11 protein-coding genes are annotated in these 14,241 nt (G+C 37.2%); 9 read left to right on the top strand and 2 right to left on the bottom strand.

Annotated elements, in window-relative coordinates; genetic code table 11:
* Window positions 1-61: 61 nt before the first annotated feature.
* The 8 genes from ACFIMS_RS09245 (at window position 62) to ACFIMS_RS09280 (ending at window position 7,104) form a co-directional block, all read left to right on the top strand.
* The gene (locus ACFIMS_RS09245) at window positions 62-610 is read left to right on the top strand and encodes an RBBP9/YdeN family alpha/beta hydrolase (RefSeq protein WP_375611547.1); all 549 of its coding nucleotides are present in this window, start codon (window positions 62-64) and stop codon (window positions 608-610) included.
* Window positions 611-783: 173 nt separating this feature from the next.
* Window positions 784-1,548 (top strand): phosphoribosylaminoimidazolesuccinocarboxamide synthase, encoded by a 765-nt coding sequence (gene purC, locus ACFIMS_RS09250; protein WP_375613149.1) that lies wholly within the window; start codon window positions 784-786, stop codon window positions 1,546-1,548.
* Between the two features lie 78 nt (window positions 1,549-1,626).
* Window positions 1,627-1,866 carry a phosphoribosylformylglycinamidine synthase subunit PurS gene (purS, locus tag ACFIMS_RS09255; RefSeq protein ID WP_375613085.1) on the top strand — a complete coding sequence of 80 codons (240 nt, stop codon included), beginning with the start codon at window positions 1,627-1,629 and terminating at the stop codon, window positions 1,864-1,866.
* Between the two features lie 11 nt (window positions 1,867-1,877).
* Complete coding sequence (purQ, locus tag ACFIMS_RS09260) at window positions 1,878-2,549, top strand: phosphoribosylformylglycinamidine synthase subunit PurQ (protein WP_375613086.1); 672 nt, start codon at window positions 1,878-1,880, stop codon at window positions 2,547-2,549.
* Between the two features lie 293 nt (window positions 2,550-2,842).
* Window positions 2,843-5,053, top strand: a complete 2,211-nt coding sequence (gene purL / locus ACFIMS_RS09265) for a phosphoribosylformylglycinamidine synthase subunit PurL (protein ID WP_375696685.1) — start codon at window positions 2,843-2,845, stop codon at window positions 5,051-5,053.
* Between the two features lie 58 nt (window positions 5,054-5,111).
* Window positions 5,112-5,345: a BolA/IbaG family iron-sulfur metabolism protein gene (locus ACFIMS_RS09270; RefSeq protein ID WP_375611543.1), complete on the top strand. Its 234-nt coding sequence runs from the start codon at window positions 5,112-5,114 to the stop codon at window positions 5,343-5,345.
* A 98-nt stretch (window positions 5,346-5,443) separates the two neighbouring features.
* A complete protein-coding gene (gene grxD, locus ACFIMS_RS09275; protein ID WP_375606638.1) occupies window positions 5,444-5,776 on the top strand; it encodes a Grx4 family monothiol glutaredoxin in 333 nt (110 codons plus the stop codon).
* A 71-nt stretch (window positions 5,777-5,847) separates the two neighbouring features.
* Window positions 5,848-7,104, top strand: a complete 1,257-nt coding sequence (locus ACFIMS_RS09280) for a multidrug effflux MFS transporter (RefSeq protein WP_375611542.1) — start codon at window positions 5,848-5,850, stop codon at window positions 7,102-7,104.
* Between the two features lie 466 nt (window positions 7,105-7,570).
* Here ACFIMS_RS09280 and parC read toward each other — a convergent pair whose 3' ends face one another.
* Both parC and aspS read right to left on the bottom strand, forming a co-directional pair.
* Window positions 7,571-9,820 carry a DNA topoisomerase IV subunit A gene (gene parC / locus ACFIMS_RS09285; protein WP_375627792.1) on the bottom strand — a complete coding sequence of 750 codons (2,250 nt, stop codon included), beginning with the start codon at window positions 9,818-9,820 and terminating at the stop codon, window positions 7,571-7,573.
* Window positions 9,821-10,598: 778 nt separating this feature from the next.
* Complete coding sequence (aspS, locus tag ACFIMS_RS09290; RefSeq protein WP_375613090.1) at window positions 10,599-12,392, bottom strand: aspartate--tRNA ligase; 1,794 nt, start codon at window positions 12,390-12,392, stop codon at window positions 10,599-10,601.
* A gap of 132 nt (window positions 12,393-12,524) precedes the next feature.
* Between aspS and rnd the strand changes: the two genes are divergently transcribed.
* Window positions 12,525-13,679, top strand: a complete 1,155-nt coding sequence (gene rnd / locus ACFIMS_RS09295) for a ribonuclease D (protein WP_375611539.1) — start codon at window positions 12,525-12,527, stop codon at window positions 13,677-13,679.
* Window positions 13,680-14,241 lie beyond the last annotated feature (562 nt).

Genomic DNA, 14,241 nt, shown 5'->3' on the forward strand with positions numbered 1-14,241 from the left:
TAGAAAACCAAAATCCATTCAACCTATGATCAAAAATCTGTTGTAACAAAGAAAACAATTCATGAAAGCAAATCAACTCGATATTCTTATTGTTCCTGGCTACAAAGGATCTGGTCCAGATCATTGGCAAACACGCTGGGAAAAAAAATTGTCGACAGCCAGCCGCATTGAACAACTCCATTGGTCAAAGCCTGTTTGTGAAGAGTGGGTTAACAAAGTTAAAACCGCCATCGCAAAAGCTCAAAGGCCTGTTATGCTTATTGCTCATTCATTAGGAGTTCCCAGTGTTATTCATGCAACTGTACAAAATACAGAAAAAATTTGTGGCGCTTTCTTTGTTGCACCTCCAGATGTCGCCAATGAAAAAATACGTCCCAAACATTTAATGACATTTGGCCCCTATCATCGCCAAAAGCTTCCTTTTCCTTCTATTGTCATAGCCAGTCGCAACGATGAGTTTTGTCAATTTTCAGTAGCAGAAAAAATTGCCAATGATTGGGGATCACTCTTTGTTGATGCTGGGTATTCTGGCCATATTAACGCAGAATCCGGACACGGACCTTGGCCTGAAGGGCTTATGGTCCTCTCTCACTTTCTTGCAAAAATTTGATCCAAAAGAGGTGATCTTCTTTCTCATCGCTTATGTATCTTCACCTTTGGGTAAACGTGTAATGATAAAAATTATAAAAGTATCATAGCAATATCATTGAGAAATTCTATCAATTAGGATAGTATCATTTATCAATGTTATTAAAAACCTCTCAAGATAAATAGAGAATCATGATGAATCGTCGCCACCGTATTTATGAAGGCAAGGCTAAAATTTTATATGAAGGACCTGAACCAGGGACTTACATTCAATTTTTTAAAGATGATGCAACTGCCTTTAATGCAAAAAAACATGAAATTATCGACGGAAAGGGGGTTTTAAACAACCGAATTTCGGAACATATTTTTAGCCATCTTGGACGTTTGGGCATCCCAACACATTTTATCAAACGTATAAACATGCGCGAACAGCTTATTAAAGCGGTGGAAATCATTCCGTTGGAAGTTGTTGTTCGCAATGTTGCTGCCGGCTCTCTTGCTAAACGTTTAGGACTGGAAGAAGGAACCCCGCTTCCGCAATCCATCATTGAATTCTACTATAAAAATGATTCTCTCGATGATCCTATGGTAACGGAAGAACATATCACAGCTTTTGGGTGGGCTGTCCCACAAGAGATAGAAGATATGATGCAACTTTCAATTCGTATTAATGATTTTCTTTCTGGGCTTTTTGCCGGTGTTAACATCCAATTAATTGATTTTAAAATGGAATTTGGTCGCCTGTGGGAAGATGAAACAATGCGCATTGTTCTTGCTGATGAAATCTCTCCTGATTCTGCACGACTATGGGATATGCACACACAAGAAAAAATGGATAAAGACCGTTTTCGTCGTGATATGGGAGGGCTTATTAATGCCTATCAAGAAGTTGCCAAACGTCTTGGTATTATGAATGAAAACGAACCAACACGACCAAGTGGTCCCGTTCTCGTAAAGTAAAAACAAGGTAAAAAACATCACCTTATACAAACACCCCTCTTCAAAGGAGAGGTTCTTTTAACAAGCAGGAAGCAAAAAATGAAAGCACGCATTACGGTTACTTTAAGAGAAAGCGTTCTTGATCCACAAGGAGAAGCAATTGTCGGTGCTTTAAAAAGTTTGGCTTTCGAAGGCATTCAATCTATTCGTCAAGGAAAGGTTTTTGATATTGTTCTTGATGAACTACCTTCTGAAACTGCAAAGAAAAAACTTGAACAAATGTGTGAAGAGTTACTCGCAAATACTGTCATTGAAAATTATACAATCGAACTTCTGTAAGTGAAATGCTCATGAAAACTGCCATCATTCAACTTCCTGGATTAAATCGTGATCGAGATATGGTTGCAGCATTACATCATATAACGGGAGTTGAGCCACTAAAAATTTGGCAAACAGAAACAACAATTCCAGATGTAGATGTTATTATTATTCCTGGTGGTTTTTCCTATGGCGACTACTTAAGATGTGGTGCGATTGGAGCGCGAACTCCCGTCTTAAAAGCCATTCGTGAAAAAGCACAAGAAGGTACGACAATTATAGGTATCTGTAATGGATTTCAAATTTTGTTGGAAGCAGGATTATTACCCGGTACTTTAATGCGTAACGCTTCTTTAAAATTTGTTTGTCGTGAAATCAAGCTTGAAGTCGTCAACGCCAAGACAAAATTTTCTCGATATTATTCTAAAGGACAAATTATTCGTTGTCCTGTTGCCCATCATGACGGAAATTATTTTGTTGATAGTGAAACATTGAAACAAATGGAAGACAATGAACAAATTGTTTTTCGCTATGCAGAAAATACAAACCCGAACGGCTCAATGAAAGATATTGCTGGTATTGTTAATAAAGCTGGTAATATTCTTGGTATGATGCCCCATCCTGAAAACTTTATTGAACCCGCCCACGGAGGTACTGACGGTCGTTTACTTTTTCAAAGTGCTTTAGAGTTAGTAAATGGATAATGCTGCAAAAATACTCGCGCTCCATAATTTAAAAAAACAAGGATTTATACCATTTCTCGCATCGTAAATCTATCAACAAAGCTCTTCACAAACAACAATGGATATTATTTTCTAAACACATAATTATTTAAGACCATTTTTAGTCTTAAATCCCACCAAACAAACGGACAAAATCTTCAGCTTACTGTCTATAAATATTTTTATTATTAAACAACATTATTGTTTATAATATAAGCTGCTAGGTTAAAAAAATAAAAATACTAAATTTCGATTAATTTGACGGATAAATACTCATGAAGCCTTGCAATAACATCACTATTACATCAGAACTCATTGCACAACACGGGCTAAAAGAAGATGAATATCAACGTATCCTAACGTTAATTGGTAGAGAACCAACATTTACTGAACTAGGAATTTTTTCTGCAATGTGGAACGAACATTGTTCCTATAAATCATCTAAAAAATGGCTAAAAACTCTTCCGACAGAAGGAAAATGTGTCATCCAAGGACCTGGTGAAAATGCTGGTGTTGTCGATATTGGCGAAGGACAATGTGTTGTTTTCAAAATGGAAAGCCATAACCACCCTTCTTATATTGAACCTTATCAAGGTGCAGCGACAGGTGTTGGTGGTATTTTACGTGATGTCTTTACAATGGGAGCCCGTCCTGTTGCTGCTATGAATGCATTGCGATTTGGTGCTCCTGATCACCCACGAACACGCCATCTTGTTTCTGGTGTTGTTTCTGGAATAGGTGGTTACAGCAATTCTTTTGGTGTTCCAACGGTTGGTGGAGAAGTAAATTTTGATGAGCGTTATAATGGCAATATCCTTGTTAACGCTTTTGTCGCCGGTATTGCAAAGACAGACGCCCTTTTTTATTCTAAAGCACAAGGTATTGGACTCCCTGTTGTTTATCTGGGTGCAAAAACAGGACGTGATGGTGTCGGTGGAGCAACAATGGCTTCTGCTGAATTTGATTCTTCAATCAGTGAAAAACGCCCAACTGTTCAAGTCGGTGATCCTTTTACAGAAAAATGTCTCCTTGAAGCATGTTTAGAGCTCATGAAACTTGGAGCCGTGGTTGCTATTCAAGATATGGGGGCAGCAGGACTCACCTCTTCTGCCGTTGAAATGGGAGCAAAAGGAAATCTGGGGATACAGCTTAATCTTGATACAGTTCCTGTTCGAGAAGAAAACATGACAGCCTATGAAATGATGCTTTCTGAAAGTCAAGAGCGTATGCTCATGGTCCTTAAACCAGAACTAGAAAAGCAAGCAGAAGCAATTTTTCATAAGTGGGGACTACATTTTTCTATCATTGGAAAAACAACCGATGATTTACGTTTTCGTGTATTTCATCAAGGGGAAGAAGTTGTCAATCTTCCCATCAAAGAGCTTGGTGATGAAGCGCCTGTTTATGATCGTCCTTGGAGTGAGCCGGCAAAAAAAACACCCTTGAAAGCAGAAGACGTCAAAAAAGTTGAAAATCTTGGTGATGCGCTTCTGAGCTTATTGAATTCTGCTGATCAAAGTTCTCGGCGATGGGTTTATGAACAATATGATACCCTTATCCAAGGAAATAGCCTTGTTTGTCCAGGAGGTGATGCAGGCGTTATCCGTGTAGGAAACAACAGCAAACGTGCTCTTGCTTTTTCTTCTGATGTAACACCTCGCTATTGTGAAGCAGACCCTTATGAAGGGGGGAAACAAGCTGTCGCAGAATGCTGGCGAAACATTAGTACGACAGGTGCAACACCACTGGCTGCTACAGATAATCTCAATTTTGGTAACCCTGAAAAACCTGAAATTATGGGACAGCTGGTTTTTGCTATTAAAGGTATAGGAGAAGCTTGTAGAATCCTTGATTTTCCTATCGTTTCAGGCAATGTTTCTCTTTACAACGAAACAAATGGAGAAGCCATTCTTCCAACCCCCACAATTGCTGGGGTAGGCCTTCTTAATGATTGGTCTAAAATGGTAACAATAAGTGGTATGCAAAATGGAGATATTCTTGTTTTAGTAGGAAATTGCGGCTCCCATTTAGGACAATCAATCTATGCACGTAACATTTTAAATATTGATGCAGGCCCCCCCCCCCCTATAGATTTACAACTTGAAAAAAAGCATGGTCAATTTGTTCGAGATGTCATACATCGTGGTTTTATTCACGCCGCCCATGACCTTTCTGACGGAGGATTAGCGATAGCACTTGCTGAAATGGTCATTAAAGCAGGTAAAGGAATCAAAGTAAAATTAAGCAATAAATCACCCCATCATGCAGAACTTTTTGGAGAAGACCAAGGACGTTATCTTTTAGCCGTCAAACCTCACTCTCTTAATAGTCTTAAAGAGCGTGCACAAATCAATACAGTTTCTTTAACAGAGCTAGGTCAAGTCGAGGGTACTTCTCTTAATATAGATGGGATATTAACACTTTCAGTAGACAAACTCACAAAAGCCTATGAAAACTGGTTTCCACAATTTATGGGTGAAGAATAAAAATTGTTTTTTCTCTTAAACAGCCTTTATAAAAAATGAACAACATAGGAGAATAATGATGGCAATGAGTGCCCATGCAATTGAAACGCTTATTCGTGAAGGCATTCCTGATGCTACTGTAAGAATTCGTGATCTTGCTGGAGATGGGGAACATTATGCTGCAGAAGTTATTTCTGAAAGTTTTCGTGGTAAAACCCGTGTTCAACAACATAAAATGGTCTATGATGCCCTTAAAGGCAATATGGGAAATGACCTTCACGCCTTAATGTTGCAAACAAATGTCCCAAAATAATCTAAAATTTCTTCTTGCATTCACACATTTAATACGATTAAAAGCAGTATGAATATAAATTACACACTGATAAAAATCTGAAATATCGAGGGATAAAAATGACCACTGTTCATGATTTTATTGACAACGAAATTAAAACAAACGACGTCATTTTATTCATGAAAGGAACACCTGACGCTCCGCAATGCGGGTTTTCAGGACAAGTTGTTCAAATTCTTGATTATTTAGGATTGAATTATAAAGGGATTAATATCTTAACTTCTAACGAATTGCGTCAAGGGATTAAAGATTACTCAAATTGGCCAACAATTCCACAGCTTTATATCAAAGGTGAATTTATCGGAGGCTGTGATATTGTTAAAGAGATGTTTCAAAACAATGAGTTACAGGAACTTTTGAAAGAAAAAAATATTCCATGTAATCAATCATAGGTATCTTTCATTTTATTCAGACTCTTAAAAAGAGCTGTTTTCAGACGAAATTTTTATTTCAAGGATGCCATATGTCATATTCAGTCGATGAACAAACGCATAGAGATGCGATTAGAAACAAAATTGGCTATAAAGAATTTGTTATTCTTATTGCTTCGCTCATGGCTATTAACGCTATAGCTGTTGATATTATGCTGCCAGCTATGCCCGATATTTTAGACGGCTTAAATGTTCTCAATGAAAATGATCAACATTATATCATTTCGAGTTATCTTATTAGCTATGGTATTGCTCAAATATTTTTCGGTCCAATAAGCGATAGGTATGGACGACGTAAACTTATTCTTCTCGGGCTTGCTTTTTATTCATTTACGGCGATTGGCTGTGCCTTTGTAACTGATTTTTCTCTCTTACTTATTTTACGTATCTTGCAAGGAATTGGAGGGGCTGCTATGCGAGTTCTTACAGTTTCCGTCGTACGTGATCTTTACAGTGGTCGAAAAATGGCAGAAGTTATGTCTATTGTTATGATGGTTTTTCTTGTTGCACCAATGGTTGGTCCCGCAACAGGACAGATCATTTTACTGCTTGGACATTGGCAATATATTTTTATTTTCATGGCAATGATTGGTTTAGGACTGATGATTTGGATTCAACTGCGCTTGCCTGAAACTCTTTATGCGCAACGCTCTCTTTCCTTTTCTTCAGTTAAACACAACTTATGGATTGTAATAACCAATCGTACAACACTTTGCTATACACTTGCAACTTCCATTATTTTAGGCTGTATCTTTACCGCCGTTAATACATCACAACAAACATATGAAGGGATCTATAATCTAGGACTTTGGTTCCCTATTGCTTTTGCAGTTGGTGCTGCATTTCAAGCTCTATCATCATTCTTTAACTCTCAACTCGTTGGACGCCTTGGAATGCGGCGTATTGCTCATACTATGCTTTTGCTCTTTTGTGCCACTTCATGCATTTGGTTTATTGGGTCCATCTTAGCAGGTGGTGTTATCCCTTTTCCTTTTTATATGACGTTATATTGTATATTAATGTTTACCTGCGGTGGTATTATGGCCAATTTCAATACACTCGCTCTTGAACCTGTAGGAGAAATAGCTGGAACAGCTTCTTCTGTATCCGGCTTTCTTCAAACATCTATCGGTGCAGGACTTAGCTTTTTTATTGCCCAACAATTTGATGAAACAACCATCCCAAACTCAGCAGGATTTTTCTTTCTGAGTCTCACTGCCATACTTCTCGTCTTATGGGCTGAACGTGGTCATCTTTTTAGACAATATCATAGTAATCCTAACGAATAAATATTACTACGAAAGATTAATAACATCTCTCTTGAACAATAAGAAAATAAACCTATCAGACAAAATAAAACATCTCCAAATAGAACATTCTTGTGTTAAACATTCACATTGTTTGTTTAAAGGTACAGCTCTCGAAATATCAAATCATTTCACGACAGCACCCATAAATGGTATAATGTAAAAAAACAAACATACTATTGTTGCAACAACTCTTGTCTGTGAAACGGTTTATTAAAAAATATTTTTATTCTTTTCTTCAATAGTTTTTATGAAGACGGGCTGGTCTCTCATCTCATGATAGGCAAACAAACAGTTTTGATTGATTTAACCTGAACAAGATCGAAATAAGAGAAAAACTTACGCTTTAGGTCTTTCGTTCAATATAAAAAATAATAAATTATCTTTATAAATTAATATCTTACATAATCATAAAACCATAGGGAATTTTCCCATTTATAAAATACATTTAATTGATAAATTTTCCTGATTTTGGAAATCCTCTTGGAACCAAACGCCCGACGCCCGCACGCATTCCCATCCATTCAATGAGATCATCAGCTTGACGGTTAAAGATTCGTTCAGCTGTATCTTGCCAACTTAAGCCTTCTGATAAATTAAAAGTCTTGGCATCAACAACACCACCTTCTTTATAACGCTGTAAACGAACACCTTTACCGCGATTCATTTCTGGTATTTGTTCAATAGAAAAAATAAGCATTTTACGGTTTTCACCGACTACAGCAACATGATCACCATTTACCGGAACACAAAGCTTTACCTTATCAGGAGCTTTCACATTCATCACTTGCTTTCCTTTTCGTGTATTGGCGATCACTTCTGCAGAAGAAACAATAAAACCATTACCGTGAGATGAAACCAAGAGAAATTTTTCCTCGGCGTGATGCACAAAAGCTGTGAGAACATCGTGCTCATCATCCATATCAACTAAGAGACGAATAGGTTCACCATGTCCCCGCCCTCCAGGTAAATTATTTGCACCAATAGCAAAAAACTTCCCCCCCGTACTGATCAGCACAATCTTGTCGGTCGTAAATGCTGGAAAGGCTAACTTTAAACTGTCTCCTTCTTTAAAAGAAAGTGCTTTATAATCGTTCAAGTGTCCCTTCAAAGCACGCATCCACCCCTTTTCAGAAATAACAATAGTAATCGGTTCTTTTTCGATCATTGCTTGTTGAATATCATCAAGATCATGTCTTGGTGCCTCTTCAAACGTAGTACGTCTTTTCCCCAAGAGTGTTTCAGGCCCAAAAGTGTTTCGAACTTTTTTGATTTCTTCTGAAATTATTTTCCACTGTTTTATAGGAGAAGCTAACAAATTCTGTAGCTTTTCTTTTTCAGCTTTCAAACTTTCAAATTCTTTACGAATTTCAAATTCCTCAAGCTTACGCAAAGAACGCAAGCGCATATTAAGAATAGCTTCAGCTTGATTTTCTGTTAATTCAAACCGATTAATCAGCTTCTTTTTCGGTTCATCCTCTTCACGAATAATCTGAATGACCTCATCGAGATTTAAATAGGCAATAAGATATCCATGAAGAATTTCCAATCGGCTATCAATTTGATCAAGCCGATAATGAGAGCGACGAATAAGCACTTCTTGACGATGTTCAAGCCATTGCTGCAAACTTTCTCGCAAAGAAAGGACATTGGGTATTTTTCCCAAAGACAAAACATTCAGATTAAGGGGAAATCTTACTTCAAAGTCAGTCAATTTAAAAAGAGACTCCATAAGGAGCTCCGGATCAACCGACCGATTTTTAGGAACCAGCACGATTCTGATATCTTCTGCTGATTCATCTTGGATATCCTCAAGCATTGGCAATCGGCGTGCAAGCAATAACTCTGCTGTTTTTTCAATAAGACGTGACTTTTGAATCTGATAGGGAATTTCAGTTACAACAATCACATAAGAACCACGGCTACCAGATTCCTGATGCCAACGTGAACGCAAGCGAAAGAATCCACGCCCAACACGATAGGATTCCTCAATACTTTTTTTAGGTTCAACTAAAATTCCCCCCGTCGGAAAATCAGGACCAAGAACAAATTGATTTAATTCCTCATCATTTACATCGGGATGCGCAATCAAATGGAGTGCTGCATCACAAAGCTCAGCAACATTATGGGGGGGAATAGATGTTGCCATACCAACAGCAATACCAGAAGAACCATTTGCTAAAAGATTAGGGAAAGCTCCTGGTAAAACAACAGGCTCTTCATCTTCCTCATTATAGGTTAAACGAAAATCAATAGCATTCTCATTAATTCCTTCAAGTAACAATGCAGCCACTTCAGTCATACGTGCTTCCGTATAACGCATGGCAGCAGCATTATCACCATCAATATTACCAAAATTGCCTTGCCCATCAACCAACGGATAACGAACAGCAAAACTTTGAGCCAAGCGCACCAAGGCATCATAAATAGACGCATCCCCATGAGGATGAAATTTTCCCATGACATCACCAACAATCCGCGCACATTTCGCATAAGACTGTCCAGGATTTAGTTTGAGAAGACGCATCGCATGAACAATCCGCCGGTGGACCGGCTTCAATCCATCACGTACATCAGGCAATGCACGGTGTGTAATCGTAGAAAGTGCATAAGCCAAATAACGTTCCTGTAAAGCAGAACGTAATTCTATTGGTTCAATATGTTCTTTATCAAAAGGTAAATTCATTTTATCAGACATAGTATTAAAACAACAATTCCCACAATAATAAGAAATTATTTTATAGGATTTATTTAATGAAATCTTCTATGAGTCGACTTTTTTATTAAAAGTCAATTACATAAAAACAAACGCTGCAATTAGAACATGAACAGAAAATTATATCAATTTGAAAAATTTATACATGTCCTTCCCCCCTTGTCTTAAGTAATTTATTGAAAGCTTTGTCAAATTCGACGATAATTTAACTGCCCACAAAGAGTTATTTCATCTTTTCTGAAATGACAAAAGCACCTTTCAAACATCATCTTTTATTATAAAGATAAATTGTATAACAACCCCATTCAGTTTTTCTACGAAAAACCAAAAAAATGTTCAAAGCTTATGAAATTTAAACTTTTCAGAGTAAGTCCATAGAATGGAAAACCACATTATTCTCATAAAAACGAAGAGACACAATTCTCTGCTACAACGTTGTAAAAACTTCAATAAAAAATAAATAATATATTGACATATAAAGATAATTAATTTTTTTCAACTAAAATGAGGCTCCCGAATATTATAGAATTCTTTTATTTCTAATTTATTCATGATCAAGCAATTATAATTATTTCCTCACCTATCACAAGGGGAAAAGCCACTATAGAAACAAGGAATAAAAATGCCTCATAAAGAATCAACACAATAGCGTTTTGCCTATCTAAATTTCACAAACAGTACACGCACACACCGTTGACTCTTGAAAGGCATCAAAACTTCACTCTACGTAGAAAAAGACGAAAACAATCCATTATCAACTTTATGAGCTATTTTTGTGAGTAGGAGCCATGCGGATTCCTAAATCACGTAATTGTGTAGGAGAAACATCAGACGGAGCGCTCATTAAAAGATCAAGCGCCTGTTGGTTCATAGGGAATAAAGCAACTTCACGCAAATTTTTAACACCTTGTAACAGCATAATAATGCGGTCAATTCCCGCAGCCATGCCACCATGTGGCGGAGCCCCATAATGGAATGCACGATAAAGACCACCGAAACGATCTTTCACAACTTCCTTAGAAAGTCCTACAAGTTCAAAAACTTTAAGCATCATTTCTGGTAAGTGATTACGAATTCCACCTGATGCAATTTCATAACCATTGCAAACAAGATCATATTGAAAAGCTTTAATAGTAAGAGGATCTTGGCAGGCTAGGGCATTTTCTCCCCCTTGAGGCATGGAAAAAGGATTATGTCCAAAATCAATCTTTTTTTCATCTTCATTCCATTCAAAAAATGGAAAATCAACAATCCACGCCAAAGAGAAACTATCTCTATCAAGAAGATCTAATTCTTCCCCTACCCTTGTGCGTGCTGCTCCGGCAAAAGATGAAAACTTTTTTGGATCGCCAGCTACAAAAAAACAGGCATCCCCACTTTCAAGACCAAGCTGTATACGGATTGCTTCAGTCCTCTGTTCACCAATATTTTTGGCGATAGGCCCTGCTCCTTCAAATTTTCCTTCTTCTTCACGCCAGAAAATATAGCCGAGCCCTGGTTGCCCCTCGCCTTGTGCCCATACATTCATACGATCACAAAAAGCACGACTTCCACCCGTTTTAGCTGGAATAGCCCACACTTGTGCATTCTCATCATTCGCTAAAATTTGAGCAAAGACTTTGAAACCAGAATTATAAAAATGCTGAGAAACATCTTCCATAATGATCGGATTACGCAGATCAGGCTTATCAGAACCATATTTTCGCATTGCTTCATCATAGGAAATGCGAGGAAAGCTTTGTGTCACAGTCTTTCCATCTGCAAATTCTTCAAAAATAGAACGCATAATAGGTTCCATAGTTGCTAAAACATCTTCTTGCTCAACAAAACTCATTTCAACATCTAATTGATAAAATTCACCAGGAAGACGGTCGGCCCTTGGATCTTCATCTCTAAAACATGGAGCAATCTGAAAATAACGATCAAAACCTGACATCATCAACAACTGTTTATATTGCTGTGGCGCTTGCGGTAACGCATAAAATTTTCCCTGATGAACACGACTTGGAACCAAAAAATCACGTGCGCCTTCCGGCGATGAAGCTGTCAAAAGTGGCGTCGTAAATTCCGTAAAACCATTATTTTGCATAGCTCGTCTCATAGCCGCAATAATTTCAGTCCGACGCATGATATTTTTGTGCATAGTCTCCCGACGCAAATCAAGAAAACGATATTTTAATCGAATATCTTCTGGATAATCAGGCTCACCAAAAACCGGTAAAGGAAGCTCATCAGATTTTGAAAGAATTTCTACCTCTTGTGCAAAAATTTCAATCTCACCTGTTGGAAGCGTTGCATTAATAACCTCATCAGAACGAGCACATACCTCCCCATCCACACGAATAACCCATTCAGAACGCACTTTTTCAATAACTTTAAAAGCTGGTGAAGCAGGGTCAGCAACAATTTGTGTGATTCCAAAATGATCACGTAAATCCACAAAAAGAATCCCTCCATGATCACGAACACGATGAACCCACCCCGAAAGACGAACTTGTGTTCCTACATCACATCTACGAAGAGCCGCACAATGATGACTGCGATAACGGTGCATGTTTTTTGCCTTTGATTATAATATTCACATGCGCTACAAACGCTTTTTAATAACCATTTGTCAAGATATGAGAATAAAAACTCAAAAATAAAGTCAACAAAGGACAAATTTAATTTATCGAATTATAATAAAATGATGAATCTTATTACACAAACAACAGATCTTGAAATTGCACTTAACGCTCTACGTACCTCTGATTTTGTAACAGTCGATACTGAGTTTATCCGCGAAACAACTTTTTGGCCTCAACTGTGTTTAATACAGCTCGCCTCACCAGATGTTACAGTTTTGATTGATCCCATAGCACCAGATATTGATTTACAACCATTTTTTGACCTTATGGTCGATAAAAAAGTTGTAAAAGTTTTTCATGCTGCGCGCCAAGATATTGAAACAATTTATCACCTTGGAGGTGTTATTCCTTCCCCTCTCTTTGATACGCAAATAGCAGGATCCATTTGTGGATTTGGTGATTCTATCTCCTATGATCAAATTGTACAACGCTGTACAGGGCATCATCTTGATAAATCCTCCCGCTTTACAGACTGGAGTTACCGCCCTTTGTCTGAAAAACAACTGCTCTATGCACTTTCCGATGTAACTTACTTAAGAGATGTTTACTTGTTATTGAAAAAAAGGTTAGAGAAAAATCAACGAGCTCACTGGATGGATGATGAAATAACAATCCTTTTAAATCCTAAAACCTATGATATGCCAGAAGATGAAGCATGGAAAAAAGTGAAAGGAAAAATTAAAAAGCCACGTGAACTTGCTGTATTACAAAAGATAGCAGCTTGGCGGGAACGTGAAGCACGAAAATACAATATGCCACGTCGTCATATCATAAAAGATGAATGTCTTATAGAAATAGCAACCCAACAACCAAAAGATGAATCTGCATTAAAACGGTTGCGCAGTCTTAATAAGAACTGGGATAAACTCTCAATTGCTCAATCATTAATCAAAGCTGTCCACGAAGGATTAGAGGTGGATCTTTCTACTTTACCCCCCATTCCTAAACATAATCCACTCAATGATACGACAGCCGCTGTTATCGATCTGCTCAAAGTGTTATTAAAAATTGTTGCAAATGAAAACAGCATTGCCCCTAAAATTATTGCAACATCTAATGATTTAGAAAAAATTGCCAATGGAGGAATAAAGAAAAATATTCCCGCTATGAATGGCTGGCGCTATGAAATATTTGGTAAAAAAGCCGAACAACTGCTAAAGGGCCAGATAGGGTTTTACTTTAACGATGGAAAAATAAGCACAAAACAGCTTTAATTTACATTTTCATTTTGAAAAATCCATTACGCTACTCATTATCTACATCAATTGGTATGCCCTATAGGCCAACGCAAACAGGATAAATAAAGCCTACTTCTGACAAAGTTAAAAAATTAAATAGTAAACTCTTATTAAAATGATAGCTAAATCTTTATCAGGTCAATTAAATAGAAATCCCATTAAAAATAATCTAAAAAAACAGACAGTTCCTTATTTAAAAGTTTTGAAAAAAAAAGTTCTGATAATAAAAGCGCATTCATTACAAAAATAGCAGCCTAGAAATAGGAACAAACAAAGATATAATGCCTCACGTCACCATATCGTATTAAAAACTACCAAGATTGCAATCTAACAATCAAAAACGAGCCAGCATAACAACTAAAATACCTAACAAAAGCAATATATTGATTTCTAACGATAATCTAGCGTTATTTATATTGAATTAGACCTCCGAATATCGTAAGATTCTCTCATTCCATCTCAATAAGACTCATAAAGTTTCACATAAGAAATTATATGATAAAGCGCTGTTTTTTATAAATTAAACACCTTTCAAAGG

The organism is Bartonella sp. AP331QHHD, from assembly GCF_042195905.1.
Lineage (GTDB): Bacteria > Pseudomonadota > Alphaproteobacteria > Rhizobiales > Rhizobiaceae > Bartonella.

Excerpts from the sequence above, each read along its gene's own strand:
- ACFIMS_RS09245 (WP_375611547.1), top strand. The coding sequence starts at position 62 with ATGAAAGCAAATCAACTCGATATTCTTATTGTTCCTGGCTACAAAGGA.
- purC (WP_375613149.1), top strand. The coding sequence starts at position 784 with ATGAATCGTCGCCACCGTATTTATGAAGGCAAGGCTAAAATTTTATAT.
- purS (WP_375613085.1), top strand. The coding sequence starts at position 1,627 with ATGAAAGCACGCATTACGGTTACTTTAAGAGAAAGCGTTCTTGATCCA.
- purQ (WP_375613086.1), top strand. The coding sequence starts at position 1,878 with ATGAAAACTGCCATCATTCAACTTCCTGGATTAAATCGTGATCGAGAT.
- purL (WP_375696685.1), top strand. The coding sequence starts at position 2,843 with ATGAAGCCTTGCAATAACATCACTATTACATCAGAACTCATTGCACAA.
- ACFIMS_RS09270 (WP_375611543.1), top strand. The coding sequence starts at position 5,112 with ATGGCAATGAGTGCCCATGCAATTGAAACGCTTATTCGTGAAGGCATT.
- grxD (WP_375606638.1), top strand. The coding sequence starts at position 5,444 with ATGACCACTGTTCATGATTTTATTGACAACGAAATTAAAACAAACGAC.
- ACFIMS_RS09280 (WP_375611542.1), top strand. The coding sequence starts at position 5,848 with ATGTCATATTCAGTCGATGAACAAACGCATAGAGATGCGATTAGAAAC.
- parC (WP_375627792.1), bottom strand. The coding sequence starts at position 9,820 with ATGTCTGATAAAATGAATTTACCTTTTGATAAAGAACATATTGAACCA.
- aspS (WP_375613090.1), bottom strand. The coding sequence starts at position 12,392 with ATGCACCGTTATCGCAGTCATCATTGTGCGGCTCTTCGTAGATGTGAT.
- rnd (WP_375611539.1), top strand. The coding sequence starts at position 12,525 with ATGATGAATCTTATTACACAAACAACAGATCTTGAAATTGCACTTAAC.